General features: G+C 46.4%; 24 protein-coding genes, 1 tRNA gene and 5 pseudogenes. 26 read left to right on the forward strand and 4 right to left on the reverse strand.

What is annotated here, in order from left to right; genetic code table 11:
• Nucleotides 1-62: 62 nt before the first annotated feature.
• The 23 genes and pseudogenes from RGV86_RS00145 to appY all read left to right on the forward strand — a co-directional run bounded on the left by RGV86_RS00145 (nt 63) and on the right by appY (nt 21,069).
• Nucleotides 63-827, forward strand: a complete 765-nt coding sequence (locus RGV86_RS00145; RefSeq protein WP_000770042.1) for a DUF6651 domain-containing protein — start codon at nt 63-65, stop codon at nt 825-827.
• 98 nt (nt 828-925) lie between these two features.
• Nucleotides 926-2,065 (forward strand): major capsid protein, encoded by a 1,140-nt coding sequence (locus RGV86_RS00150; protein ID WP_000918487.1) that lies wholly within the window; start codon nt 926-928, stop codon nt 2,063-2,065.
• Nucleotides 2,066-2,107: 42 nt separating this feature from the next.
• Nucleotides 2,108-2,284 carry a hypothetical protein gene (locus RGV86_RS00155; RefSeq protein WP_000908084.1) on the forward strand — a complete coding sequence of 59 codons (177 nt, stop codon included), beginning with the start codon at nt 2,108-2,110 and terminating at the stop codon, nt 2,282-2,284.
• 3 nt (nt 2,285-2,287) lie between these two features.
• Nucleotides 2,288-2,683 (forward strand): hypothetical protein, encoded by a 396-nt coding sequence (locus tag RGV86_RS00160; RefSeq protein WP_000634214.1) that lies wholly within the window; start codon nt 2,288-2,290, stop codon nt 2,681-2,683.
• On the forward strand, nt 2,683-3,066 hold the full coding sequence (locus RGV86_RS00165) for a hypothetical protein (RefSeq protein WP_021550630.1): 384 nt from the start codon (nt 2,683-2,685) through the stop codon (nt 3,064-3,066). The genes RGV86_RS00160 and RGV86_RS00165 overlap by 1 nt, the downstream gene beginning before the upstream one ends.
• Entirely contained in the window at nt 3,067-3,447 is a 381-nt protein-coding gene (locus RGV86_RS00170; RefSeq protein WP_001029820.1) for a hypothetical protein, read from the forward strand.
• The gene (locus tag RGV86_RS00175; RefSeq protein WP_000673077.1) at nt 3,444-3,836 is read left to right on the forward strand and encodes a phage tail terminator-like protein; all 393 of its coding nucleotides are present in this window, start codon (nt 3,444-3,446) and stop codon (nt 3,834-3,836) included. Before RGV86_RS00170 ends, RGV86_RS00175 begins: the two co-directional genes overlap by 4 nt.
• A gap of 26 nt (nt 3,837-3,862) precedes the next feature.
• On the forward strand, nt 3,863-4,825 hold the full coding sequence (locus tag RGV86_RS00180) for a phage tail tube protein (protein ID WP_016232665.1): 963 nt from the start codon (nt 3,863-3,865) through the stop codon (nt 4,823-4,825).
• A 150-nt stretch (nt 4,826-4,975) separates the two neighbouring features.
• Nucleotides 4,976-5,335, forward strand: a complete 360-nt coding sequence (locus RGV86_RS00185; RefSeq protein WP_122452218.1) for a phage-derived protein YdaY family protein — start codon at nt 4,976-4,978, stop codon at nt 5,333-5,335.
• Nucleotides 5,336-5,442: 107 nt separating this feature from the next.
• Nucleotides 5,443-5,643, forward strand: a complete 201-nt coding sequence (locus RGV86_RS00190; protein WP_032139919.1) for a hypothetical protein — start codon at nt 5,443-5,445, stop codon at nt 5,641-5,643.
• Between the two features lie 163 nt (nt 5,644-5,806).
• Nucleotides 5,807-9,039 (forward strand): annotated as a pseudogene (locus tag RGV86_RS00195) (phage tail tape measure protein).
• Entirely contained in the window at nt 9,032-9,370 is a 339-nt protein-coding gene (locus RGV86_RS00200) for a phage tail protein (protein ID WP_000024051.1), read from the forward strand. The pseudogene RGV86_RS00195 and the gene RGV86_RS00200 overlap by 8 nt, the downstream one beginning before the upstream one ends.
• A complete protein-coding gene (locus RGV86_RS00205; RefSeq protein ID WP_021554381.1) occupies nt 9,370-10,068 on the forward strand; it encodes a phage minor tail protein L in 699 nt (232 codons plus the stop codon). The genes RGV86_RS00200 and RGV86_RS00205 overlap by 1 nt, the downstream gene beginning before the upstream one ends.
• A 5-nt stretch (nt 10,069-10,073) precedes the next feature.
• The gene (locus RGV86_RS00210; protein ID WP_187197653.1) at nt 10,074-10,817 is read left to right on the forward strand and encodes a C40 family peptidase; all 744 of its coding nucleotides are present in this window, start codon (nt 10,074-10,076) and stop codon (nt 10,815-10,817) included.
• Complete coding sequence (locus RGV86_RS00215) at nt 10,814-11,362, forward strand: tail assembly protein (protein WP_001396592.1); 549 nt, start codon at nt 10,814-10,816, stop codon at nt 11,360-11,362. Before RGV86_RS00210 ends, RGV86_RS00215 begins: the two co-directional genes overlap by 4 nt.
• A 60-nt stretch (nt 11,363-11,422) precedes the next feature.
• Nucleotides 11,423-14,836 (forward strand): phage attachment tail tip protein J, encoded by a 3,414-nt coding sequence (gpJ, locus tag RGV86_RS00220; protein WP_309508436.1) that lies wholly within the window; start codon nt 11,423-11,425, stop codon nt 14,834-14,836.
• A 69-nt stretch (nt 14,837-14,905) separates the two neighbouring features.
• Nucleotides 14,906-15,505 (forward strand): Ail/Lom family outer membrane beta-barrel protein, encoded by a 600-nt coding sequence (locus RGV86_RS00225; protein ID WP_096251546.1) that lies wholly within the window; start codon nt 14,906-14,908, stop codon nt 15,503-15,505.
• Nucleotides 15,506-15,569: 64 nt separating this feature from the next.
• A complete protein-coding gene (locus RGV86_RS00230; protein WP_309508435.1) occupies nt 15,570-17,975 on the forward strand; it encodes a prophage tail fiber N-terminal domain-containing protein in 2,406 nt (801 codons plus the stop codon).
• Nucleotides 17,975-18,256 (forward strand): hypothetical protein, encoded by a 282-nt coding sequence (locus RGV86_RS00235; protein ID WP_000654160.1) that lies wholly within the window; start codon nt 17,975-17,977, stop codon nt 18,254-18,256. Before RGV86_RS00230 ends, RGV86_RS00235 begins: the two co-directional genes overlap by 1 nt.
• Before the next feature lie 9 nt (nt 18,257-18,265).
• Nucleotides 18,266-19,306: a tail fiber domain-containing protein gene (locus RGV86_RS00240; protein WP_309508434.1), complete on the forward strand. Its 1,041-nt coding sequence runs from the start codon at nt 18,266-18,268 to the stop codon at nt 19,304-19,306.
• 42 nt (nt 19,307-19,348) lie between these two features.
• Complete coding sequence (locus RGV86_RS00245; protein WP_000355602.1) at nt 19,349-19,642, forward strand: hypothetical protein; 294 nt, start codon at nt 19,349-19,351, stop codon at nt 19,640-19,642.
• Between the two features lie 19 nt (nt 19,643-19,661).
• Nucleotides 19,662-19,772, forward strand: a pseudogene (locus RGV86_RS00250) (tail fiber assembly protein); the annotation flags it as partial.
• 547 nt (nt 19,773-20,319) lie between these two features.
• Entirely contained in the window at nt 20,320-21,069 is a 750-nt protein-coding gene (appY, locus tag RGV86_RS00255; RefSeq protein WP_000386784.1) for a DNA-binding transcriptional activator AppY, read from the forward strand.
• 249 nt (nt 21,070-21,318) lie between these two features.
• Here the strand turns inward: appY and ompT are convergent, their stop codons facing one another.
• The gene (gene ompT / locus RGV86_RS00260) at nt 21,319-22,272 is read right to left on the reverse strand and encodes an omptin family outer membrane protease OmpT (protein WP_001201818.1); all 954 of its coding nucleotides are present in this window, start codon (nt 22,270-22,272) and stop codon (nt 21,319-21,321) included.
• A 534-nt stretch (nt 22,273-22,806) separates the two neighbouring features.
• Here ompT and RGV86_RS00265 point away from each other — a divergent pair.
• A pseudogene (locus RGV86_RS00265) lies at nt 22,807-22,974 on the forward strand (isocitrate/isopropylmalate family dehydrogenase); the annotation flags it as partial.
• A 113-nt stretch (nt 22,975-23,087) separates the two neighbouring features.
• Here RGV86_RS00265 and RGV86_RS00270 read toward each other — a convergent pair.
• Nucleotides 23,088-23,368, reverse strand: a pseudogene (locus RGV86_RS00270) (IS3 family transposase); the annotation flags it as partial.
• Between the two features lie 230 nt (nt 23,369-23,598).
• Nucleotides 23,599-23,892 carry a hypothetical protein gene (locus RGV86_RS00275; protein ID WP_024165126.1) on the reverse strand — a complete coding sequence of 98 codons (294 nt, stop codon included), beginning with the start codon at nt 23,890-23,892 and terminating at the stop codon, nt 23,599-23,601.
• Nucleotides 23,893-24,207: 315 nt separating this feature from the next.
• On the opposite strand from RGV86_RS00275, the gene RGV86_RS00280 reads away from it, so the two are divergent.
• Nucleotides 24,208-24,283, forward strand: a tRNA-Ile gene (locus tag RGV86_RS00280).
• A gap of 732 nt (nt 24,284-25,015) precedes the next feature.
• A pseudogene (locus RGV86_RS00290) lies at nt 25,016-25,416 on the forward strand (transposase).
• A gap of 110 nt (nt 25,417-25,526) precedes the next feature.
• On the opposite strand, the gene RGV86_RS00295 reads toward RGV86_RS00290, so the two are convergent.
• Nucleotides 25,527-26,243 carry a YebC/PmpR family DNA-binding transcriptional regulator gene (locus RGV86_RS00295; RefSeq protein ID WP_085460636.1) on the reverse strand — a complete coding sequence of 239 codons (717 nt, stop codon included), beginning with the start codon at nt 26,241-26,243 and terminating at the stop codon, nt 25,527-25,529.
• Nucleotides 26,244-26,368: the final 125 nt, after the last annotated feature.

A 26,368-nucleotide genomic window follows, 5' to 3' on the forward strand; every position in this document is an offset into this window, starting at 1 on the left:
TTATTGCTGCGATCCGGATGGTGAGCAGCGTAACTGTCGGAAGACTTAAACCAGGTACTAATATGAAACTGAAAACGGTCGAGATTAACGGAAAACAATACGCAGAAATTGATACTGCTGGCCTGCCAGTTTATGTGCATGACGATGGTAAAGAAATTGGCTTCGATGCACCGCTGGCGACAAAAAAAATTACAGAGCTTAATGGCGAGGCAAAAAATCATCGCCTGGCTAAAGAAGCTGCAGAGGAAAAACTGGCTAAGTTTGCCGCTATCGAAGACCCGAAGAAGGCGATCGAGGCACTGGAAATGCTGTCAAAAATCGACCAGAAAAAGCTGCTCGATGCGGGACAGGTTGACCAGGTTAAGGCAGAAATTACGAAAAATTTTCAGCAGCAATTAGATGAAGAAAAGCAACGCTCTCAGATGCTGGAGAAGCAGCTTTACGATTCTATGATTGGCGGTAGTTTTGCGGGTTCAAAATATATTGCCGATAAAATTGCGATCCCGGCAGATTTATTACAAGCCCGCTTCGGGCAGGCATTCAAAGTGGAAGAAGGGAGGATCGTTGCTTATGACGCTTCCGGCAACAAAATTTATTCCCGCGCGAAGCCTGGCGAACTGGCGCAGTTTGATGAGGCGCTGGAGTTCCTTGTCGAAAATTACCCTCAGAAAGACTACATCCTGAAAGCCAGTGGCAACAATGGCGGCGGCTCCCGTCCGACACAGCATGATATTGGTCAGAAAACGATGAAACGCTCTGCTTTTGATGCACTGGATGTTGCAGGTAAGCAAAACGCATTGAAAGACGGTATCACAATCGTTGATTAACACATTTGTCAGCTTCCGGATGGGAGCTGGTGTCAGGGCTGGATAGCTCATTACTCCATCTATTCACAATTACGCAAATTTTTAAGGAATATTTAATTATGGCTGGAAATACCCTGACCGGGTTGATCCCGACTATTTATACCGCCCTGGATGTTGTATCCCGTGAGCAGGTAGGTTTTATCCCTGCGGTAGCAAAAAACGCAAAAGCTGACGCCGCAGCAAAAGATCAGACGGTAACCGCGCCAGTTGCGCCTGAGGCGAAAACCGAAGATATCGTACCGGGGCCGTCAGCTCCGAATACCGGTGATCAAAATATTGGCACTGTTGATGTAAAAATTACTAAATCCAAAATGGCACCGGTTAAATGGAATGGTGAAGAACAACTGGCTCTTGGCCCTTCAGGGACTTACAACACCATTCTGGCTGATCAGTTCAAGCAGGCTTTTCGCGCCCTTGCAAACGAGGTTGAGGCTGATCTTGGTGCGTTGTATTTCGGTGCTTCCCGCGCCGTGGGAACCGCAGGGACAACGCCGTTTGGTGTTAAAGATGATCTTTCTGATGCTGCTCTGGCTCGTCAGGTTCTGGAGGATAACGGCGCACCGACAACCGATCTGCAGATGGTGCTTGGCTCCACTGCCATTGCTAATTTGCGCGGAAAACAGTCTGTATTGTTTAAAGTGAATGAATCCGGCACTGAACAGCTACTGCGTGAGGGCGTGTTGGGGCGTCTGGAGGGATTCAATATTCACAGTTCGGCAGGTGTGAAACGAGCGCCAAAGGTTGCTGCAACTGGTTATCTCGTGAATGGAGAGAAAAAAGAAGGCGATGTTCTTATTTCCATTGATACTGGTTCGGGGAGTATTTCTGCAGGTCAGATTGTTACGTTCGCTGGTGATCCGAATCAGTATGTTGTGGCAGCAGCGACCAGCAATCTGATTACTCTTGCAGCGCCCGGACTGCGTCAGGATCTGGCCGATGATACTGCCATCACAGTTGTTGGGGCCTTTACTGCAAATATGGCGTTTGATCGCAACGCGTTTCTGCTGGCATCCCGTACTCCGGCAATGCCGGAAGGTGGCGATAATGCTGATGATGTAATGAATGTTACGGACCCGATTTCAGGGATTACGTTCCAGATTGCACTGTATCGTCAGTATCGCCAGGTGCGCTATGAAGTTGGACTGGCATGGGGTGTTTCATCAGTGAAGCCGGCACATGGTTGTCTGATTCTTGGTTAAACATTCAAACGGGGCTTCGGCCCCATTTTTAATGGGGGGCATATGGCCGGATTAACTAAAGAGCAAAGAGCACAGCGTGAAGCCGCACAAAAAACGCAAATTGAGTTAGTGGTTATGGTGACCGATTATCAGATGTTTCCCGGCGCACCAACTATCGCTAATGTTCATCCTGATGAAGTTGACAACTGGAAGGCTATGGGCTGGAAAACTCAGGAGTAACACATGATCACTTACGTGACCTGTGATGACGTTGATAATGCGTTTGGGAACGCCTGGACGAGTGAGAACGCTAAAAATAAAGCTGTTTTAATGGCTAATGCCTGGCTTAATGGCTTCAACCTGAAAATTAACCCATCCCGTATTCCGGAAGAGGTAAAACTTGCGGGAGCATATGCAGCCAGAATTGCCTCATTCGGTAAGTTGTTTCAGCAGAAAAATGATTCTGGCGTTGTTATCAGTAAAGCCGTGTCGGCTGACGGGGTCAGTGTATCGAAATCATTTTCTGAGTTGCCAGCAAACAGCACTGCATTGCTTGAACCCGATTTACAGCTTGCGATAGCACTGCTGAAACCGTACGGACTTAGTCGCTCACAAGTCAGGGTTGTGAGGGGGGGATAATGGGGCTTCGTGAAGAGATTCAGTCAGAGGTTGCCGCTGCTTTTGATGAGGATTTAGCGGACGTCGTGAGTGATTTTTCTGGTTCTTACGTTACGCACCGGCACTGGGATCCTGTGACGGAAACTGGCGGCGAATCCACCGCAATCTATACCGGGCGAGGCGTGTTGACACGTTATAAGCTGGGCAGAATTGATGGGATTAATATTTTGCATGGTGACCTTAAATTAACCGCTCTGGTATGCGAGGTTACGGATAAACCAGCTGTCGACCATATTATTGAGATTTATGATCCTGTATCAAGGCAGTTACAACGATACGAGGTAATTACAGCAAGTGTAGATCCTTCCGCATCAGTTTACTCTATCCAGTTAAGGAGAGCGTAAATGGCAAAGGCATGGGATATAGAACCGTCAATATTTGCCGGGATGATTGAGGAAGATGTAGGGCTGAAGATTCGCTACATCGCTATGCAGATTCTTACTGCTATTGATATTGCTGCTCCGGTTGATACCGGACGTTTCAGAAATAACAACCTGGTGTCGTTACAGCATCCCGATTTTGGTATATCTGATAACGTGGATCCGAACGGTACGATTGCTGTTCAGCGTGGGATCGGGGTTATTTCGAAAGCTGCAAATTACGGGGTTATTTATATCCAGAATAACCTTCCTTATGCAGAGGCTCTTGAAAACGGTCATTCACAACAAGCGCCAACTGGCGTGTATGCCAACGCTTTTCATAGTGTTTTACAGGCTTACAAATGAAGTTTACTGAAATCAGAAATACGGTTATTTCCAGAATGACGGCACAGACGATTATTGATGGAAAAGACGTATTGTATCCGAACGGGCCAACGTTCGATCCTTCCGGTAAGTTAATCTGGGCGCGGTTAAGTAATATTCCCGGGCAGGCTGGAGTTAATGAAATTGGCGCGGGGCCGGTTGTTTATCGCACGGGGATAATCATTATTCAGTTATTTGTCCCCGCAGGTTCTGGTTCAAAACTCATTACTGAGACAGCCGATAAATTGCGGGAACTGTTTGAGTTTCAGGATGACGATCGTCTCAGTTACCAGGCTGTTTCCTCAATAGCCGTCGGCGAAAAGAATGGCTGGTTCCAGCTTAATCTTCAAATTCCATATCGCGCGCTCTAGCGCAATTAATGACATAGGAGGCTCCTGTGAGTTCAGGTGCAAAGGTTATCTCGGCATTTATCCGGGAGACAGTTGCAGGCACTACGCCAGCAAGTGGTGACTGGAGTTTATTAAAACGCACAAGCTGGGGAGTAAAACCCACCCAGAATAAAGGCGAAAATAATGAGATTGGTGGCTCCCGGATGGCTCAGGGGGCGACGCCTGGCACTGTGGATGTCGGCGGTGATGTTGGTACCAAATTTCGCTGGGGTCAACATGATGATTTTCTTGCATCCTGTTTCGGCGCGGAATGGTCAGGCGATTCTCTGACAATGGGGAATGAGCGAATAACATTTTCTCTGGCGACCTATGCGTCCGATGTCGGAATTGCCTCTGTCGTCAGAGGAGCGCAGGTTGGCTCATGGAAAATGCAGATCCCTAACGACGGCGATATTACAGCGACCGTAACCTTTGCCGGGCTGGGCTGGGAATCAAAGGCCGATGATACGAATTTTATCAAAGGCGAACCTGTGGATAGTGCAGGAAAGTTACGCTATTCGTTTAAGGAGGTTTCAGCAGTAAGCCTGAATGGTGTTGCCGGAGGTAACGGTTTTTGTATCGACAGTTTTGATATTCAGTTCGATAACAAACTCCAGACACAGCGTTGTATCGGGACTGGCTCGCCTTATGCAGGAGCAAATATTCCGACTACTTTTACACCGTCCGGTACGGTGACGCTTTCATGGTCTAAAGCCGCGTGGGAAATCTGGAGTAAAACACTGACTGGAGAAACAGTTCCGTTCAGCTTCACGCTTTCGAATGGAGAGGGGGCATACACTTTCAGTTTCCCGAAGGTTCAGGTGTCAGGTGAATGGCCTGATGGGGGTAATACTGACATTATCCAGGTTCAATTGAGCATTACCGCAGCAGATGAAGCACCTACGATAACCAGAAAAAAATGCTCCCCGACTGCCGTGATCGCAAAAGCCAGTGCTGATGCGATTAGTTGATTTTCCGTTATTCCCCCTGTGGTACTGCACTACAGGGGGACGCATTGAATGAGGTTATGGATGTTTATTCTTAATCAGAAAATTATCATCGGTGGAGAACGCTGGTTTACGCCAATGAAGGACTTAAAACCTGTAGACGGGTTAAAACTGTTGGTGGCAAGCAGCGATAACGATCAGTATCGCTCCCGTAATGCATTAATCCGTCGTCACATTGAGAAAATGGATGCCAGTTTGCACGTCGGAACGAAGGAGTTTGATATTTCAAAGGTTTCCGAGGTAGATTCTGTTGATGATTTACTCATTGATAATGCTGCTCGTTATCTGCTGAAAGACTGGAAAGGGGTTGGTGAACTGGTTAATGGTGCTGAGGTTGCACTGGAATATACGCCAGAACGAGGGATCGCGCTGCTTAAGCAGAATCCAGAGTTGTACTGGCAGATCCTTGCAGAAGCAGCCAGCATCGCCCAGGGTAAAGAGCAGCAGAAGCAGGATACGATAAAAAAGCCATAGCCGCCCAGCGGTGGTTATCGGAGTTCGGGGGAGAAAGGGGGGAAAAGGCAAGATGGAAGCGAGAAAAACTCAGGTTGCCACCGATACCGGAACCAGAAATAGACCCGGTGCTTAAGGAATTGTTGTACGCCTATTCGGTAATATCCCGTGCCCGACGTTATGCTGGAATGACCGGGGTGCCTTTGCCTTTATCTCTGACAGAGATAAATGAATATTTAGCCACTCATCCGGTATTGATTGAGCGCGATGAGTTTGAAGCAGTGATCTTTGCACTGGATGACCAGTATTTTCAGGAGCAGTGTGTGTAGTTGTTAATTACGTACACTCTGTTACAGAGATGTGATGGTGTCTTTAATTAAATCGATGATGCTCCTGGAGAAAAGCATTGCGTGGCCTCGTAATCGCTATATCTACTATTATGTCGCCTGAAACCCACTTCGGTGGGCTTTTTGTTGTCTGGAGTTTTAATAAATGGCAGAGCAAACCTCGCGTCTCGCAATAATTATTGATAGCACTGGAGCAAAAAATAATGCTGACAATCTGACCTCCTCATTAGTCAAAATGACGCAGGCCGGGGAAACTGCTGCAAATAGCGCAGGGAAAGTGACTAAGGCAACAGAAGATGAGAAGAACGCGCTCGCAAAATTAAAAGCAGCTATTGATCCAGTTGGTGCCGCAATTGATACTGTCGGTCGACGCTATTCTGAATTAAAGAAATTTTTCGATAAAGGGCTTATTGATAAAGAAGAATATGAATTTCTTGTCCGTAAACTTAATGAAACCACAGAGGAATTGAGCGGGGTTGCGCAAGCGCAGAGAGAAGCCGAGAAGGCCGGAAAACTTGCTGCCGCCCAGCAGGAATCGCAGGCTCAGGCCTTTCAAAGAATGCTGGACAAGATCGACCCTCTGGTTGCGGCGCTAAGAAATCTTGAACAACAGCAGGATGAACTTAATGCTGCGTTTGCATCCGGGAAAATAAATGGTTCTCAGTTTGAGAATTATAGCCGAAAAATACAGGAAACACGGCGAGAGCTTACCGGAGAGGCTCAGGCAGAGCGAGAAGCAGCAAAAGCGCATGATGAACAGGTTGCTGCTTTGCAACGTCTGATTGCTCAACTTGACCCTGTCGGAACTGCTTTTAATCGTCTGGTAGAACAACAGAAACAGCTCAATGAAGCAAAAGCTAAGGGGATGCTCTCTCCTGAAATGTATGAGGAACTTTCTGGAAAACTTCGTGCTATGCGGAGTGAGCTTGAGGTTACTCAATCTCAATTAAGCAAAACCGGAATGTCGGCAAAACAAACGGCTTTTGCTATGCGCATGTTGCCTGCACAAATGACGGATATTGTTGTTGGGTTGTCCACTGGTCAGTCGCCTTTTATGGTGTTAATGCAGCAGGGCGGCCAGCTAAAAGATATGTTCGGTGGGATTGGCCCGGCGATCAAAGGTGTTGGTTCTTATGTGCTGGGATTAATTAATCCTTTTACCCTGGCCGCAGCAGCCGTTGGCGTCTTAGGGCTGGCTTACTATAAAGGCTCTCAGGAGCAGGACGAATTTAATAAATCTCTTATTCTTACCGGAAATCAGTTGGGGACAACCAGCGGGCAATTGGCCGATATAGCTCAACGTGCCGGGAATGCGGCTGATTCGACAACTGGCGCTGCGGCGGCAGTATTAAACCAGCTTGTGCGTTCGGGAAAGGTAGCGAGCAGTTCGCTGGAGCAAGTGACGACAGCGATAGTAAAAACGAGCGAAGTAACAGGAATATCAACCGAACAACTGGTTAATGACTTCAATGAAATTGCAAAGGATCCTGTCAGTGCCATATCAAAACTTAATGATCAGTACCATTTTCTGACAATTGCGACTTATAACCAGATTAAGGCGCTACAGGATGAAGGGAACCAGCAGGAGGCCGCCCGCATTGCGACAGAAGCATACTCATCCTCAATGATCCAGCGCACCAACCAGATTAAAGAAAATCTTGGTTATCTTGAGACTGCATGGAAAGCTGTCGCAGACTCCGCAAAATGGGCATGGGATTCCATGCTGGACATTGGCCGTGAGGCCTCCCTTGATCAAAAAATCTCAGATGTTCTCCGTCAAATTGATGAAATAGAAAAAAATACCCGACCCGGAGTTTTCGGGTTAGGTGGCATTGGAGATGGCGGAGCTCAAAATAAAAGGCTGGCACGATTAAAGCAGCAATTGGGCGTACTTCAAGCAGAAAAAATTGCTCAGGACGTCCTAAATTCATCAATAAACGATTACAACAAGCGACAACAGGAAGGAATTGAACTCAGACAGAGAGCAGATGCCTTTTCAAAACAATATCAGACCCGGGAGCAGCAGAGAGCTAGTGAACTTGCAAAACTGGAAAAGCTAAAGAGTCAGTATTCAAAGGAAGAATATAATAATTTTATCGCTCAAATAAATGAGCGTTATAAAGATCCAAAGCAACCAAAGGCGAAAGGTTATTCGGATGATGCTGCCCAACGAATGATTGATCATCTGAATCAACAGAATGCGTTACTAAGTTCACAAACTGAATTAACCGTTAAATTAAGTTCCTCTGAACAGGAACTGGTTAAGTGGCGTCAGCAGATTGCCGACCTGGAGTCACGACCGTCATCGAAATTAACCCAGGATCAGAAATCGCTTCTCTTACACCGGGAAGAAATAACCGCGTTGATGGAGAAAAATGTTGCGATTGAAAAAATAACAGGCTAATCAAGGAATCCGCCGAAATAGCTGCATGGCGTGATTTATTGCAGGCTTCGATTGATAATCGTCAACAGGGGTATGATATTCAGATTGCTGGTTATGGGGTTGGCGATAAAAATCAGCAACGCCAGCAGGAATTACTGCGGATTGAACGTGAATATAACAATCAGCGTCTGCAACTTGAACGTGACTATGCAGATAAATCCCGTGGGATGTCAAATCATGTTTTTCAGGAGAAAATGCAGGCTCTGAATGATGCTCTGGAACGAGAAAAAGAAATTGTCAGACAGAAAAACGAGCAGCTCGATATTCAGGCAGGAGACTGGGTTAGTGGTGCCTCCCAGGGATTCAATAACTGGCTGGATGACACTAAGGATATCAGTGAGCAGATAAAATCAACCACGACTCAGATGTTTGATGGAATGACCGATGCGCTGGGTGATTTTGTCACGACAGGCAAGGCAAATTTTCGTTCTTTCGCTACTTCCGTGATTTCGGATCTTAGTCGAATAGCATTAAAGGCTTCAATTACTGGGATTTTCGACAGCATTAGTAACAGTTCTTCTGGGGGGATTTTAGGAACTATCGGGAGTGCTATTAGTAAATTTATTCCGAATGCAAAGGGCGGTGTTTATGAGTCTCCGTCATTGAACACGTATTCGAACGGTATTTATGATTCCCCGCAATTTTTTGCTTTTGCAAGAGGGGCTGGTGTTTTTGGTGAGGCTGGTCCGGAAGCCATTATGCCATTAACACGAACTTCCGATGGTTCTCTTGGTGTCAGAGCTATTAATAGTAAAAGTGGTAATGGAGGCGGAGATATTACCTATGCCCCTGTATACCAAATCACTATTCAAAATGACGGCCAGAATGGAGAGATTGGCCCTCAGGCAATAAAAGCACTTATGGGGATGGTTGATCAGCGGGTGCAGGGCAATCTGTTAAATATGCGACGTGATGGGGGAATGTTAAGTGGCTAATACGGAAGAATTTCACTGGTTACCAGAGGATGGAATGAAAACAGAAAATAAACCATCGATAAAAACTGTAAGATTTGGCGATGGTTATGAGCAACGAAGTCCAAATGGACTTAATCATTCTCTGCGCGTTTTCACCTGTGATTTCAAAGTTGAGGCGAATGAACGTGATTCATTTGAAAAATTTTTAGCCCGGCATGAAGGCTATAAATCTTTTTTTTGGCGCCCGCCGGGTATTAACAGAAAAATCAGAGTGGTGTGTCGAACGTGGTCAGCGACAGAACATATCACCTATACCGATTTTTCGTGTCAGTTTGACGAAGTGGTGATCTGATGCAGGACATACAACAGGAAACGCTGAATGAATGCATTCGTGCGGAGCAGTCGGCCAGCGTGGTGCTCTGGGAAATCGACCTGACCGAGGTAGGCGGGGATCGCTACTTTTTCTGTAATGAGCAGAACGAAAAAGGTGAGTCTGTCACCTGGCAGAGTCGGCAGTATCAGGCCTATCCCATTCAGGGGAGTGGATTTGAGATGAACGGCAAGGGCAGTGCTGCCCGTCCGACACTGACGGTCTCTAACCTGCACGGCATGATCACCGGGATGGCGGAAGATCTGCAGAGTCTGGTCGGCGGAACGGTGGTCCGGCGTAAGGTTTACGCCCGCTTTCTGGATGCGGTGAACTTCGTCAACGGAAACAGCGAAGCCGATCCGGAGCAGGAGGTGATCAGCCGCTGGCGCATCGAGCAGTGCAGCGAACTGAGCGCGGTCAGTGCCTCTTTTGTACTGTCCACGCCGACTGAAACGGATGGCGCTGTTTTTCCGGGACGTATCATGCTGGCCAACACCTGCACCTGGACCTATCGCGGCGATGAGTGCGGTTATAGCGGTCCGGCGGTCGCGGATGAATATGACCAGCCGACGTCCGATATCACGAAGGATAAATGCAGCAAATGCCTGAGTGGCTGTAAGTTTCGCAATAACGTCGGCAACTTTGGCGGCTTCCTTTCCATTAACAAACTTTCGCAGTAAATCCCATGACACAGACAGAATCAGCGATTCTGGCGCACGCCCGGCGATGTGCGCCAGCGGAGTCGTGCGGCTTCGTGGTAAGCACGCCGGAGGGGGAAAGATATTTCCCCTGCGTGAATATCTCCGGTGAGCCGGAGGCGTATTTCCGTATGTCGCCGGAAGACTGGCTGCAGGCAGAAATGCAGGGTGAGATTGTGGCGCTGGTCCACAGCCACCCCGGTGGTCTGCCCTGGCTGAGTGAGGCTGACCGGCGGCTGCAGGTGCAGAGTGATTTGCCGTGGTTGCTGGTCTGCCGGGGGGCGATTCATAAGTTCCGCTGTGTGCCGCATCTCACCGGGCGGCGCTTTGAGCACGGGGTGACGGACTGTTACACGCTGTTCCGGGACGCTTACCATCTGGCGGGAATTGAGATGCCGGATTTTCATCGCGGGGATAACTGGTGGCGTAACGGTCAGAATCTCTATCTGGATAATCTGGAGGCCACAGGGCTGTATCAGGTGCCGTTGTCAGCGGCGCAGCCGGGCGATGTGCTGCTGTGCTGTTTTGGTTCATCGGTGCCGAATCATGCCGCCATTTACTGTGGTGACAGCGAGCTGCTGCACCATATTCCTGAACAACTGAGCAAACGAGAGAGGTACACCGACAAATGGCAGCGACGCACACACTCCCTCTGGCGTCACCGGGCATGGCACGCATCTGCCTTTACGGGGATTTACAACGATTTGGCCGCCGCATCGACCTTCGAGTGAAAACGGGGTCCGAAGCCATCCGGGCGCTGGCCATGCAGATCCCGGCATTTCGTCAGAAACTGAGCGACGGCTGGTACCAGGTACGCATTGCCGGGCGTGATGCAGGTGAAACTGAATTGTCTGCCCGTCTTAATGAGCCGCTGGAAAATGGTGCCGTGATCCACATCGTACCGCGTCCGGCGGGTGCTAAAAGTGGCGGTATTTTTCAGGCAGTGCTGGGGGCGGCGCTGATTGCGGTTGCATGGTGGAACCCTGTGGGCTGGCTGGGGGCCACGGCTGTATCGGGTATGTATGCGGCAGGGGCCAGTATGATCCTGGGCGGTGTGGCGCAGATGTTGGCACCGAAAGCCAGGACGCCCACGGCAGCCAGTACAGATAACGGCAAACAGAACACGTATTTCTCGTCACTGGATAACATGGTTGCCCAGGGCAATGTTCTGCCCGTTCTGTACGGTGAAATGCGCGTGGGGTCGCGGGTGGTCTCTCAGGAGATCAGCACGGCAGATGAAGGGGACGGTGGTCAGGTTGTGGTGATTGGTCGATGATGCAAAATATTTTATGTGAAACCGCCTCCGGGCGGTTTTGTCGTTTATGGAGCGTGAGGAATGGGTAAAGGCAGCAGTAAGGGGCATACTCCGCGCGAAGCGAAGGACAACCTGAAGTCCACGCAGTTGCTGAGTGTGATCGATGCCATCAGCGAAGGGCCGGTTGAAGGTCCGGTGGATGGATTAAAAAGCGTGCTGCTGAACAGTACGCCAGTGCTGGACACTGAGGGGAATACCAACATCTCCGGCGTCACGGTGGTGTTCCGGGCCGGTGAGCAGGAGCAGACACCGCCGGAGGGATTTGAATCCTCCGGCTCCGAGGCGGTGCTGGGTACGGAAGTGAAATACGACACGCCGATCACCCGGACTATCACGTCGGCAAACATTGACCGACTGCGTTTTACCTTCGGCGTGCAGGCACTGGTGGAAACCACCTCAAAGGGGGACAGGAATCCGTCGGAAGTCCGCCTGCTGGTTCAGATACAACGTAACGGTGGCTGGGTGACGGAAAAAGACATCACCATTAAAGGCAAAACCACCTCACAGTATCTGGCCTCGGTGGTGGTGGGTAACCTGCCGCCGCGCCCGTTCAATATCCGGATGCGCAGGATGACGCCGGACAGCACCACAGACCAGCTGCAGAACAAAACGCTCTGGTCGTCATACACCGAAATCATCGATGTGAAACAGTGCTACCCGAACACGGCACTGGTCGGCGTACAGGTGGATTCGGAGCAGTTCGGCAGCCAGCAGGTGAGCCGTAATTATCATCTTCGCGGGCGCATTCTGCAGGTGCCGTCGAACTATAACCCGCAGACGCGACAATACAGCGGTATCTGGGACGGAACGTTAAAACCGGCATACAGCAACAACATGGCCTGGTGTCTGTGGGATATGCTGACCCATCCGCGCTACGGCATGGGGAAACGTCTTGGTGCGGCGGATGTGGATAAATGGGCGCTGTATGTCATCGGCCAGAATTGCGACCAGTCGGTGCCGGATGGCTTTGGTGGCACGGAACCGCGTATCACCTGTAATGCGTACCTGACCACGCAGCGCAAGGCGTGGGATGTGCTCAGTGATTTCTGCTCGGCGATGCGCTGTATGCCGGTATGGAACGGGCAGACGCTGACGTTCGTGCAGGACCGGCCATCGGATAAGGTGTGGACCTATAACCGCAGTAATGTGGTGATGCCGGATGATGGCGCGCCGTTCCGCTACAGCTTCAGCGCCCTGAAGGACCGTCATAATGCCGTTGAGGTGAACTGGATTGACCCGAATAACGGCTGGGAGACGGCGACAGAGCTTGTGGAGGATACGCAGGCCATTGTCCGTTACGGTCGTAACGTCACGAAGATGGATGCCTTTGGCTGTACCAGCCGGGGGCAGGCACACCGCGCCGGGCTGTGGCTGATTAAAACGGAGCTGCTGGAGACGCAGACCGTGGACTTCAGCGTGGGCGCAGAAGGGCTTCGCCATGTACCGGGCGATGTCATTGAAATCTGTGATGATGACTATGCGGGGATCAGCACCGGCGGGCGTGTGCTGGCGGTGAACAGCCAGACCCGGACGCTGACGCTCGACCGTGAAATCACGCTGCCATCCTCCGGTACCACGCTGATAAGCCTGGTTGACGGAAGTGGCAATCCGGTCAGCGTGGAGGTTCAGTCCGTCACCGACGGCGTGAAGGTGAAAGTGAGCCGTGTTCCTGACGGCGTTGCCGGATACAGCGTGTGGGGGCTGAAGCTGCCGACGCTGCGCCAGCGCCTGTTCCGCTGTGTGAGTATCCGTGAGAACGACGACGGCACGTATGCCATCACTGCCGTGCAGCATGTGCCGGAAAAAGAGGCCATCGTGGATAACGGAGCGCACTTTGACGGCGACCAGAGCGGCACGGTGAATGGTGTCACGCCGCCAGCGGTGCAGCACCTGACCGCAGAAGTCACCGCAGACAGTGTGGAGTATCAGGTGCTGGCGCGCTGGGACACGCCGAAGGTAGTGAAGGGTGTGAGCTTTATGCTTCGCCTGACCGTGGCCGCCGATGACGGCAGTGAGCGGCTGGTCAGCACGGCCCGGACGACGGAAACCACTTACCGCTTCAGGCAGCTGGCGCTGGGGCGTTACACGCTGACGGTCCGGGCGGTAAATGCCCGGGGACAGCAGGGCGATCCGGCGTCGGTATCGTTCCGGATTGCCGCCCCGGCAGCGCCGTCGCGGATTGAGCTGACGCCGGGCTATTTTCAGATAACTGCCACGCCGCATCTTGCGGTTTATGATCCGACGGTACAGTTTGAGTTCTGGTTCTCGGAAACGCGGATTACCGATATCAGGCAGGTTGAAACCACAGCCCGCTACCTTGGCACGGGGCTGTACTGGATAGCCGCCAGTATCAATATCAAACCGGGCCATGATTATTACTTTTATATCCGCAGTGTGAACACCGTTGGCAAATCGGCATTCGTGGAGGCCGTCGGTCGGGCGAGCGATGATGCGGAAGGTTACCTGGATTTTTTCAAAGGCAAGATAACCGAATCCCATCTCGGTAAAGAGCTGCTGGAAAAAGTTGATCTGACGGAGGATAACGCCAGCAGACTGGATGAGTTTTCGAAAGAGTGGAAGGACGCTAACGATAAATGGAATGCCATGTGGGGCGTCAAAATTGAGCAGACCAAAGACGGCAAACATTATGTCGCGGGTATTGGCCTCAGCATGGAGGACACGGAGGAAGGCAAGCTGAGCCAGTTTCTGGTTGCCGCTAACCGTATCGCGTTTATTGACCCGGCAAACGGGAATGAAACGCCGATGTTTGTGGCGCAGGGCAACCAGATATTCATGAACGACGTGTTCCTGAAGCGCCTGACAGCCCCCACCATTACCAGCGGTGGCAGTCCTCCGGTATTTTCCCTGACATCAGACGGAAAGCTGACCGCTAAAAATGCGGATATCAGTGGTAGTGTGAATGCGAACTCAGGAACGCTCAACAATGTCACGATTAACCAGAACTGTACGATTAAGGGCATGCTGGAGGCGACCCAGGTCAGAGGGGATTTCGTTAAAGCTGTATCAAAAGCCTTCCCGAAAAAAGTCGGTACGTGGGGTAACACGGAAACACCAAACGGTACGGTTACAGTCACCATCAGCGATGATCATAACTTTGACCGCCAGATTATTATTCCGCCCATTATTTTTAACGGTATAGCGTATGACGATCCGGGGAGCGGAAATAACCCAGGAGGCACGCGATACACGGGTTATGGTTTTGAAGTTCGCAAAAACGGCGTATTAATCGCATCCAGAGAAACTAAAGGGGCCATTCCCGGTAGTTACAGTGCAGTTATTGATATGCCTAGTGGTGGTGGTAGCGTCACTCTGGAGTTTAAGATTTTCCAGAAAGGCAATCAGGGGGCAGGCAATATCACCGACTGTACGGTGATTGTGACCAAAAAAGCCGCTTCCGGCATCAGTATTCGTTGAAATTGTTATAACCCATATAAGGGCACCAGAAATGGTGCCTTTTTTATTGCAGAAAAGCGAGAGGTAATTATGCGTAAACTTTATGCCGCCATTTTTTCCGCAGCCATTTGTCTGGCCGTATCCGGTGCGCCTGCATGGGCATCTGAACATCAGTCCACGCTGAGCGCGGGGTATCTTCATGCCTCGACGAACGTTCCCGGCAGCGATGATCTTAACGGGATTAACGTGAAATACCGTTATGAGTTTACGGACACACTGGGGCTGGTGACGTCATTCAGCTATGCAGGAGACAAGAATCGCCAGCTTACCCGTTACAGCGATACCCGCTGGCATGAAGATTCCGTGCGTAACCGCTGGTTCAGCGTGATGGCGGGGCCGTCTGTGCGCGTGAATGAATGGTTCAGCGCGTATGCGATGGCGGGTATGGCTTACAGCCGTGTTTCGACTTTCTCCGGAGATTATATCCGCGTAACTGACAACAAGGGGAAAACGCACGATGTGCTGACCGGAAGTGATGACGGTCGCCACAGCGACACGTCTCTGGCATGGGGGGCTGGCGTGCAGTTTAACCCGACCGAATCCGTGGCCATTGATATTGCTTATGAAGGTTCCGGCAGTGGCGACTGGCGCACTGACGGTTTCATCGTTGGTGTCGGTTATAAATTCTGATTAGCCAGGTAACACAGTGTTATGACAGCCCGCCGGTTCAGGCGGGCTTTTTTGTGGAGTGGATATGGCAGCAGTAAAAATCTCAGGTGTGCTGAAAGATGGTGCGGGAAAACCAATACAGAACTGCACTATTCAACTGAAGGCAAAGCGTAACAGCACCACGGTACTGGTCAACACAGTGGCCTCTGAAAATCCGGATGAAGCCGGGCGTTACAGCATGGATGTTGAGTATGGCCAGTACAGCGTCACCCTGCTGGTTGAAGGTTTTCCGCCTTCACATGCCGGAACCATTACCGTCTATGAAGGTTCCAGACCAGGTACGCTGAATGATTTTCTCGGTGCCATGACGGAAGATGATGTCATGCCGGAGGCATTGCGTCGTTTTGAGGAAATGGTGGAAGAAGCGGCACGCAACGCTGAAGCCGCCTCTCAGAGCGCAGCGGCGGCAAAGAAATCCGAAACTGCAGCGGCATCATCGAAGAACGCGGCGAAAACCTCAGAAACGAATGCAGCTAACAGCGCACAGGCGGCAGCGGTCTCGCAGACTGCATCGGCAAACTCCGCAACAGCAGCTAAAAAATCAGAAACCAACGCGAAAAATAGCGAGACAGCCGCAACGACGAGCGAAACCAACGCAAAGTCCAGCCAGACGGCAGCGAAGACCAGCGAAACGAATGCTAAAGCCAGTGAAACTGCAGCAAAAAACAGCCAGGTTTCAGCAGCCCAAAGCGAGAGCGCGGCAGCCGGTTCTGCGACTTCAGCAGCTGGATCAGCAACTGCTGCGGCTAACAGCCAGAAAGCTGCGAAGACGAGTGAAACTAACGCAAAGTCCAGCCAGACGGCAGCGAAGACCAGCGAAACGAATGCCAAAGCCAGTGAAACTGCGGCGAAAAGCAGTCAGGATGCAGCGGCCCAAAGCGAGAGTGCAGCAGCCAGTTCTGCAAGCGCGGCGGCTGCTTCTGCCACTGCATCAGCTAACAGTCAAAAAGCAGCAAAAACCAGTGAAACCAACGCAAAGGCGAGCGAGACTGCGGCGGCGAACTCGGCGCAAGCATCGGCAGCAAGCCAGACAGCAGCTAAAGCAAGTGAAGACGCAGCCAGAGAGTATGCAAGCCAGGCAGCGGAGCCGTATAAACAAGTTTTGCAGCCGTTGCCCGATGTGTGGATACCGTTTAATGATTCACTGGATATGATTACGGGCTTTTCGCCATCATATAAAAAAATTGTTATTGGCGACGATGAAATAACAATGCCTGGCGACAAGATTGTAAAGTTTAAACGCGCATCGAAAGCAACTTACATTAATAAATCTGGTGTGCTGACAGAGGCTGCCATTGACGAGCCACGATTTGAACGTGATGGCCTGCTTATTGAGGGGCAAAGAACTAACCTGCTAATCAATTCAACAAATCCGACTAAATGGAACAAGTCGTCAAATATGATCTTAAGTGCATCAGGTGTAGATGATTTCGGATTCCAGTACGCAAAATTTACATTAAAACCAGAAATGGTAGGGCAAATTTCAGCGATTAACATAGTAACCGTTTCCGGCAGTAAAGGTTTTGATGTAACAGGCGGAGAAAAGTATGTAACCATATCATGCAGGGTGCAAAGTGGCACTCCAAATTTAAGATGCCGATTACGATTTGAAAACTATGATGGTTCTACCTACACATTCTTAGGTGACGCTTACTTAAATACGACAGATTTATCTATTGATAAGACGGGTGGTGCCGCTAATCGCATTACTGCAAGGGCTGTTAAAGATGAAGCAAGCAAATGGATCTTTTTTGAGGCGACAATTAAGGCACTTGATACAGAAAATATGATAGGTGGAATGGTTCAGTATGCCCCGGCAAAAGGAGTGGGCACTGGCGCGGATGATTATATTTATATTGCGACCCCTCAAGTTGAAGGTGGGGCGTGCGCTTCATCGTTTATTATAACAGGCGCATCCCCTGTAACACGCGCCAGCGATATTGTAACGGTCCCCATTTCTCTAAATTGGTGCAATCCCGCTATTAGTTCATTAGCAGAAGTTAATACCAATTGGGATGAATCGCCAAACAAAGAAGGTAGCGCACGTATTCTTAATATTTCCACTACGGGAGATACAACTGAAATTGCAGATGAAAGTTATATGTATTTGGGGTATACATCTTTGGGAGCACGCGCAATCATTACAAATGGTAAAGGCACTAAAATAGAATATAAAAGCGTTATAGAACGACCAGAGAGAAAAAGCATTATCGGCTTTAGATTCACAGAAAGTCGAGAATTGTGTGTTGTGGTTAACGGTAATATTGGTGCTAAGGTAGTTTCTCCTTATAAAAAACACAAATATACAGGAGGCTTCATTAATATTGGTGGTCAATCATCATCCGGCAACCGTCACCTATTTGGACACGTTCGAAATCTGCGTATTTGGCACAAGGCATTGACTGATGCTCAGATGGGGGAGTCAATCTAATGAAAGATTTAACACTCAAATTTGCCGACAGGGCCGACTTTTCGGCCTTTATGGGAAGTATTGGCTATTATAATGACGAGTCGATGCAGGATGATATTCTGATTGATGTGATAGGTAACGTGTACAAAGAAACCGGAGAGCTGACTGAAGATGGCGAACCGGTATGTGTTAAGGAAGATGGATATTTTGTAAACGTGCGCATCATTAAGGATACGCAAATATCGTCATTATTCGATGAATACGCGGTTGCTGTTGAGCATCAACTTCGTGGCTGGATGTGAGGAAGAAAAATGGCTACATCGACAGTAATTCCTGATGACATCAAAACGCTAAAATCCGACGTTAGCAAATTAAAAAACGATCAAGGAAGCTACGCAACAAAATTATATGTAGACAGCAAAGATGAAATCGTTGGTGACTGGTCTGCTTCATGGTATCAGCAGGTATTGCCAACTAGCGGAGCTATATTTGGGAGAAAACTCCGCTCAACTCACAGGACGGCAGGTGTTGAGGATGCGTATTGCGAACTATACCTCAAAAAATGGATAGACAGTCCAGGTAACGCAATGGCGCGCCTTAACCTGAACGATAACGGGACAAACATTTGCTGGGACTTTACCAACCTTTATGGCGGTACGATGATTTTTCCCGGTGACAGCGGATACCTCAAAATGGGTAACTGCCTTATGTCATACAGCAAGCGTGGAAGTAACGCGCTTATTAAATTTGATTACACCGACACATTACAGATCAAATATGCCAATCATGGGTCAATCATGACATTAAACACACAGGGAACCGCTTATGCTGGTGTTACTGCTCAATTGTGGGGCAACTCCAGCCGTCCTGTTGTTTATGAAGTCGGTGTTGATGGTGGCGCTTATATGTTCTATGCGCAGAAAAATACCGATAACACCTATATGTTAAGCGTTAATGGTGCATGTCATGCCACCGCATTTAACCAGCATTCCGACCGGGATCTGAAAGACAACATTCAGGTGATCGATAATGCAACCGACCGCATCCGTAAAATGAACGGCTATACATACACGCTTAAAGAAAACGGTATGCCCTATGCTGGTGTCATTGCACAGGAAGCTCTGGAAGCAATCCCAGAAGTTGTAGGTTCCGCAATGAAATATCAGGACGGTGCGAGCGGATCGGAAGGTGAAGAAGGTGAACGTTATTACACTGTAGATTATTCTGGTGTTACTGGCTTGCTTGTTCAGGTAGCCAGAGAGTCAGACGACAGGATAACAGCACTGGAAGAAGAAAACGCAGAATTAAGACAAAGATTATCTGCAATTGAGGCGGCGCTTGCGTCTAAATAATATTAAGGGGCCGAGCGCCCAATTTTATTGGGTAGGATGAAAATGGATATAACACCTTTCCTTCATGCACTTTGTGCTGTGGCTGCGCAGCTACTGATTGGTCTTTTTACCGGGAACTGGGCTTACGGAGCGATAGCCGGTTGTACGTTCTTCATTGCGCGTGAACACACCCAGGCAGAATATCGCTGGATCGAAATGTTCGGGCATGGCAAGCGAATGAATATGCCGTGGTGGGGCGGTTTTGATACACGTGCATGGGATGTGGCAAGCCTGATGGATTTTGCTGTGCCGGTGGTGGCGTGTCTGCTGGTCTGGCTGTTGGTTAATCGTGGGTGAAAAAAGGTGAGCTGTATATGCAACGGAGGAAGAAACCCCGTTGCTGGAAGCCTGGAAAAAGTATCGGATGCTGCTAAACCGTGTGGACACTTCCGTAGCACCAGATATCGAGTGGCTTATTCAACCATAATAAACAGTATGTATATCATAGGTTATTAATTGTAAGTTTTTTCGGTATGTTATTTGTTTGTTTGATGTTATGCTTTTGCGCCCCAAAAGGTTGTTTAGATGTATTTTATCAATTGATTTTCAATATCGTTTAATAAAGAAAAATTAAGCAAGCTGGATGTTGGTTTTTTGTTAATTGAATGGTTCTAATAATGTTTTTTTACTGTTGTTGAATGTGACTTGATAAGAAATGCAAGTAAAAATGATACTCTTTTTATTTTAAATTCAAACGGTTGACATATATATAGCAAGAGGTTTCAGGTGCGTTGTAGTGAGTTTATGTTAATAAAAAGCATAGTAATCGTTGAAAAAAATGTAACTTTGAAATACGTTAGAATAAAAAACAATATACATATAATAATTTAATCTTAAATGAAATTTATTAAAATTTGCAAACTATAATTTTGTGTATAAAAATATAAATGCACATCATCCTGATTATGATTGTGTATTTAATTGGTTGTTATTTGACTACTATCAACTTGTTTTAATTTTATGATAGGTGCAAGATGGATTATGTTTGCTCCGTAGTTTTCATCTGTCAATCATTTGATTTAATTATAAACAGGAGAGTTATCTCGTTCAAAAAAAATTCATTGTTTATTGTAAGCGACAAAATTAGAAGAGAGTTACCAGTATGCCCCTCTAAACTAAGAATTGTTGATATAGATAAGAAAACATGTTTATCCTTTTTTATCGACGTGAATAATGAGTTGCCTGGCAAATTTACTCTTGATAAGAATGGTTATATTGCTGAAGAGGAACCTCCATTATCGCTTGTTTTTTCTCTGTTTGAAGGGATTAAAATAGCAGACTCACACTCCCTTTGGTTAAAAGAAAGACTATGTATATCCTTACTTGCCATGTTCAAAAAACGCGAAAGTGTAAATTCATTTATACTAACAAATATAAATACATTTACCTGTAAAATTACTGGAATAATCAGTTTTAATATTGAGCGGCAATGGCATTTAAAAGATATTGCGGAATTGATTTATACGAGTGAAAGTTTAATAAAAAAAAGATTAAGGGATGAAGGAACGTCATTTACTGAAATATTGAGAGATACTAGGATGAGGTATGCAAAAAAACTCATAACTTCAAACTCTTATTCTATCAATGTCGTAGCCCAGAAATGTGGCTATAACAGTACTTCATATTTCATATGTGCATTTAAAGATTATTATGGTGTCACGCCATCTCATTATTTTGAGAAAATAATCGGCGTCACAGATGGAATAAACAAAACAATTGACTGATAATATTTATTACAAGTTGTCTACATGTTAATTATAATATTATACAGTGTGTTTTTTGATGTGATATTCTGGAACCATTAATTTGTAATTGGGTTGCTGTCGCCTATTTTATACACATTATAATTGATGGTTTTCTATGTGATTTAGTTAATAACCTTCTGGGTTTATTTTAAGGGTTAATTGTTACATTGAAATGGCTAGTTATTCCCCGGGGCGATTTTCACCTCGGGGAAATTTTAGTTGGCGTTCTTAAAATGTGTACTTAAGACCAGCAGTAGTGATGAAGTTATAGTTTTCTATGCCTGCTCCATTTTTGCTGTAGTCTGAAGTGTTATTATTGTGATCATAAAGTGAAGTATTACCTTTTTTATTCGTAACCCGATTCCATGCGCCTTCAACATAAACTTTTGCGTTAGGTGTGACGTAATAACCTGCATTGACTGCAACAGAATAGTAATTTTGGTCTTTGACCTTACTGCGATAAGTGATTCTTTTTCCCGGGTCATAGTGTTCATCGTTATCAGATGATTCCACCCAGCCGCTGTATTTAAATGTGCCACCTAGCTCAAAATCTTCATAACGATAACTTCCAGTCAAGCCAATGTAGGGCATTTTAAAACGTTGTTTGTAGCCGATTGCTCTTTCTCCATTCGGGAAGGAGCCGATATCATCTCTGAATCCCTCCTCAGAACTGTAGATATAGGAACCACCTCTGGCTGTAAAGCTATAACGGCTTTCCTGATATCCGGCCATGAGTCCCAGGCGGTAATTGGGTTCGTTGAGGAGCCAGCCTTTGATATTCAGATCAAATTCGTTGGCATAATTGAGTTGTGTATCAGGATGTCTACTTTCATCCGTCCAGGTTCCGGGGTTACTGGAATCCATCCAGTCCTGATCGACCATATTGCCACCTCGGCTGCCGAGTGTTGTCCAGCCAGCAGCCCCGATAGATATCTGAGGCATCAAATCCCAATTAATTGCACCTTTAATAATTGCAGCGTTATTGAATTTCCAGTCAAGTTGACTGACTTTTCGGCTTCCTTCTTCGGCTAGATAAACACGCTCTTTTGTTTTTCCGCTCAGAGTTCCAAGACTAATGTCCGCATTTATGTTGTCAGGAGTAAACGATAAAGTCTCGGTAGAAGCAAAAGAGTTGATCGCAATAGGGGTTGTCAGGACTATTCCCAGAAGTTTTGCCCGCATAAAAGTTCTCCATTCAATCGTTTTAATGATTGAATATGTATTTTTTATATCTAACTTAATGAGTCAATTACATATTGCTCCACTGTTTATATTTTGTTTAGTATTGAATGATTATCACAATGCGCTATCTGTTTTTGGTTTAATTATCTGTTATTGTTTCATATTGCGGTTTTACTGTGTGGTTTTTTATGATTTTGTGGTGCTTTTATCTATTTAAGTGCCATGCCTTTAGAGGCATATAAGCGAAAATAGCATGAGGTTTATCCTCAATTACTATGTTTTTTAGTACAAAAAAGAGGGACAAAACTGAGACACATAAGGCCTCACAAAGGTCTGCAAGGCCTCACATGTATTGAGATGTTAATAAAATGTAGGCTTGTAATTTTGATATAAATGGTAGATAAAACCTTTCCCCAAAATAAAAACGAACGTCAATGAAATCAAACGGTTGAATAAAGTTGATTTTGGCTAATAAAAAGACAATAAAATAATTTTTATCATTAAATATCAATGAATTGAACTTAATGTTTTTATATACTGCTGCGCCACATGGGTTGGACCGAAGCCGCAGACCTGATTGTTAAAGGTATGGAAGGCGCAATCAATGCGAAGACCGTAACCTATGACTTCGAACGTCTGATGGAAGGCGCTAAACTGCTGAAATGTTCAGAGTTTGGTGACGCGATCATCGAAAACATGTAATTTCTGCATGTGTTAAAAACTGTAACGGGCGTATAACACGCCCGTTGTTTTTTGTTAGCTTGCTAAGGGTTATCAAAACCCCCTGATAGTTTGGTGGGGCAGATAGCAGTTCTACTCATTGTAGCGATGCTTTTTTCTCCGGCTGAACCGTGGCTGATGCCATGTAGCTCAAGTACCTAACTGCGTAATACAGCACATCTGCCGTCTGGTTTTTCTCCAGTATTTGTAGCTACTGCGATGAACCCCGAACACGTGGCATAGAGTGACCACAGGATAACGCGCCCTGAGTTTCCCGATTATCGAGAACTGTTCAAGGAAGCCGCATCAAGAGCACGGTAGCCTTTTTAAATATTTCGTTTTCCATTTAAATTCGTTGTCGCTTTTTCTTTAGCTCACTTTTTCCCGTATCTGTGATAAGTTAAGCGCAATGATAGACTTTTTATGTCTGTGTTAGGATATTAATACAAACCCGCAGATATACGGTTTTTTGCTTCGGTAATTCACAGGTAAATCCGAAAAGATCTTCGCCAGCGGACTGTCGGAGATGAAATGTTATGTTCAGCAATTTCGGAAAACCGACTTGTTGATATATAGTGTGGTCTGTAAACACATTGATTGTGAACGTCAATATCTTGTCAGGGTCTCACTACATAGTCGCAATGCATCATTCAGAACCTTATAACTCTCCTGTGTTGCATCTTTTATACCAGCCTCCCTTATTGGTCTTCCTTCTGTTGAATATTCGATCCAGAATGAACCGGAGAAGTTTGACATTTTGTATGTTGCGAATTCTTTTGCATTAATAGGCAGCCTGGTGCCGTTTAGATCCATTATATAACCACTTTCCTGGATGGAGCGGGAAAGACAATTGATTATTTCGTTTGTTGGTATCCTACTGTCTAAGTGAGGATGATCCACAACGGCTCCTGTACAGAGAATACTTAGAAATATTATAAAAACATTTTTTTTCATAGTTAAGATATTTTTTAATGTTTTTGTTATGTGGTCTATCGTGGTGATAGATATATCTGTTGAATCCTTTTGTTTCAAAATATGATGAAATTTTTGTTTTGATAATGGTTAAAGCCTTATTGTTTTTATAAGGTGATATAAATCATCAAAATATACAATACGATTAATGCCTTTATTGGATAAGAAAATATCAATTTTTATTTATAATGCGATAATGTAAACTGTATATATATGTTTCTAAGGGAGTAAATTCGTTTTTCTGGCTCTTTAGCTCAGTGGTGAGAACGAGCGACTCATAATCGCCTGGTCGCTGGTTCAAATCCAGCAAGGGCCACCAACCATACAGCCATTAGCTCAGCAGGCAGAGTCACTGACTTGTAACCAATGGGGCACCAGTTCAATTCAGGTAGTCGGTACCATGCGTTGGTGTTAAAAAATCATCGCATGGTGACTCCTCTGTGCGAAGGGGGGGATCAGCAGGCCGCTATCACTCCTTTTTCTTTATTTGAGCAAATTTTGATATTGTGCCGAAATAGTATAAACCTGCCGTTGAGTGGATTTTGTTGTTTCGGATACAGGAAAATCCATAATTATCATATTCCGATAACAAATTAATTGTATTTGATAAAATTCTGTATTTTCGAGATTATGGTATTGATACCATTTTTCTTATTTGTTAAAAAAATACCTACATGGTGAATCCCCCTGTGCGGAGGGGCATATCAGCAAGGTTGCAAATATCCTTCGGCTTTAGCGGCAATATTGCGGGTTCGGATGCTGATGCCGGACTCACCGGGAGGCACCCGGCACCATGCAGATGATGGAACATTGCGCATACAAAAACCTGCCCTTCTCCGGAAGGGCTTTTTTATGGGCAAGTATCATGAGTTATATATTGGATATTTTTATTGCCTTTCGATATTAGTTACAAGGTACAGGACTGTACAATACCTTAACCTATATGTAATGTGTTGAATTCATAAGATTGCCAGTAGGCGCCCTTTTTATTTTCTGACGTTAGCCTGATTGCTCACTACAATCTGATTTATTCAACAGTCCCTCTTCGGGGGTGATATCGATAATCAGACGGTACAAGAAGCTGAGGACGTTTCCTTTACTGATATGCAGTTGCGCCAGTGCGATGTTGCTGCACTCGATGCGAAATACACAAAGGAGTTAGCCGTTGCGAAAGCAGAATGCTGTGTATGTGGAGAACCCGTCGAAAATGAGCGTATCGAGGTTTATGGGCTATCTGAAGGGTAAACGCAGTCTGATGCTCTATGAGCATTTAGAGATCTAAAATTCAAATACAGGAACAGGGATTTTTGGTGTAGGAGTTATTATTTAGATACGCTGGGTAAGAACACAGCAAAGATACAAGAATATATAAAGCACCAGCTCGAAGAAGATAAAATTGGCGAACAATTATTGAACCCATATCCAGGCAACTCGTTTACGGGTCGTAAGTAACAAAGTTGAATGCAAATGTTAGATCATATGCACCAGTTAGGGCGCGGCTGGAAACAGAGCCTTATAGGTGCATCTGAAAAACCTCCGGCATAGCCGGAGGATATTTATAATTAGAGATTAGCAACGTTATGATATACTTTTTGGACATCATCGTCATCTTCAAGGGCATCAACAAGCCCTTCAAAGATTTCTAAATCTTCTGGTGAAAGTTCTACTTCTGATTGAGCAATCAATTCTAATTCTGTTGTTGAAAAATCAGTAATTCCAGCGGCTTTCAGAGCTGCAATTCCTTTGTGAAGATCTGTAGGTTCAGTATAAATAACGATGCTTCCTTCTTCTTCAGTCACATCACGAACATCTACTTCAGCATCAAGCAAAATTTCAAAAATATGGTCAGGATTTGTTCCTTTAAATACAATCACACCAGTATTGTCAAACATATAGCTGACAGAACCTGCTGCTCCAATATTCCCGCCTTTTTTATTGAAAATTGTGCGAATATTAGCAATTGTACGATTAACATTTGAAGTCAACGTTTCAGCGATAATCATTGAACCATTTGGTCCAAAGCCTTCATAACGCCCTTGTACGAACGTCTCATCTCCGCCACCTTTGGCTTTATCAATGGCTTTATCAATAACGTGTTTTGGAACTTGTGCCTGCTTCGCACGTTCAATAACGAATTTTAAAGATGTGTTTAATTCTGGGTCTGGTTCACCTTGTTTAGCGGCAGCATAGATTTCCACACCGAATTTTGCATATACTTTAGACGTTGCACCGTCTTTAGCCGTTTTTTTAGCAACAATATTGGCCCATTTACGTCCCACTGGAATGATCTCCTCGAAATTTATTTACATTACTGACAAGTTGATAACCTGTGTTTATTCGCCATATTATAACATAACACGAAAAAACTAGTCTATGAAAAATAAAATATGATAATGCTACAGAC

Source organism: Escherichia ruysiae (assembly GCF_031323975.1).
Classification (GTDB): Bacteria; Pseudomonadota; Gammaproteobacteria; order Enterobacterales; family Enterobacteriaceae; genus Escherichia; species Escherichia ruysiae.

Bases quoted from the DNA above. Each gene is read 5' to 3' on its own strand.
- RGV86_RS00145 (WP_000770042.1), top strand. From the start codon at position 63: ATGAAACTGAAAACGGTCGAGATTAACGGAAAACAATACGCAGAAATT.
- RGV86_RS00150 (WP_000918487.1), top strand. From the start codon at position 926: ATGGCTGGAAATACCCTGACCGGGTTGATCCCGACTATTTATACCGCC.
- RGV86_RS00155 (WP_000908084.1), top strand. From the start codon at position 2,108: ATGGCCGGATTAACTAAAGAGCAAAGAGCACAGCGTGAAGCCGCACAA.
- RGV86_RS00160 (WP_000634214.1), top strand. From the start codon at position 2,288: ATGATCACTTACGTGACCTGTGATGACGTTGATAATGCGTTTGGGAAC.
- RGV86_RS00165 (WP_021550630.1), top strand. From the start codon at position 2,683: ATGGGGCTTCGTGAAGAGATTCAGTCAGAGGTTGCCGCTGCTTTTGAT.
- RGV86_RS00170 (WP_001029820.1), top strand. From the start codon at position 3,067: ATGGCAAAGGCATGGGATATAGAACCGTCAATATTTGCCGGGATGATT.
- RGV86_RS00175 (WP_000673077.1), top strand. From the start codon at position 3,444: ATGAAGTTTACTGAAATCAGAAATACGGTTATTTCCAGAATGACGGCA.
- RGV86_RS00205 (WP_021554381.1), top strand. From the start codon at position 9,370: ATGCAGGACATACAACAGGAAACGCTGAATGAATGCATTCGTGCGGAG.
- RGV86_RS00210 (WP_187197653.1), top strand. From the start codon at position 10,074: ATGACACAGACAGAATCAGCGATTCTGGCGCACGCCCGGCGATGTGCG.
- gpJ (WP_309508436.1), top strand. From the start codon at position 11,423: ATGGGTAAAGGCAGCAGTAAGGGGCATACTCCGCGCGAAGCGAAGGAC.
- RGV86_RS00225 (WP_096251546.1), top strand. From the start codon at position 14,906: ATGCGTAAACTTTATGCCGCCATTTTTTCCGCAGCCATTTGTCTGGCC.
- RGV86_RS00230 (WP_309508435.1), top strand. From the start codon at position 15,570: ATGGCAGCAGTAAAAATCTCAGGTGTGCTGAAAGATGGTGCGGGAAAA.
- RGV86_RS00235 (WP_000654160.1), top strand. From the start codon at position 17,975: ATGAAAGATTTAACACTCAAATTTGCCGACAGGGCCGACTTTTCGGCC.
- RGV86_RS00240 (WP_309508434.1), top strand. From the start codon at position 18,266: ATGGCTACATCGACAGTAATTCCTGATGACATCAAAACGCTAAAATCC.
- RGV86_RS00245 (WP_000355602.1), top strand. From the start codon at position 19,349: ATGGATATAACACCTTTCCTTCATGCACTTTGTGCTGTGGCTGCGCAG.
- appY (WP_000386784.1), top strand. From the start codon at position 20,320: ATGGATTATGTTTGCTCCGTAGTTTTCATCTGTCAATCATTTGATTTA.
- ompT (WP_001201818.1), bottom strand. From the start codon at position 22,272: ATGCGGGCAAAACTTCTGGGAATAGTCCTGACAACCCCTATTGCGATC.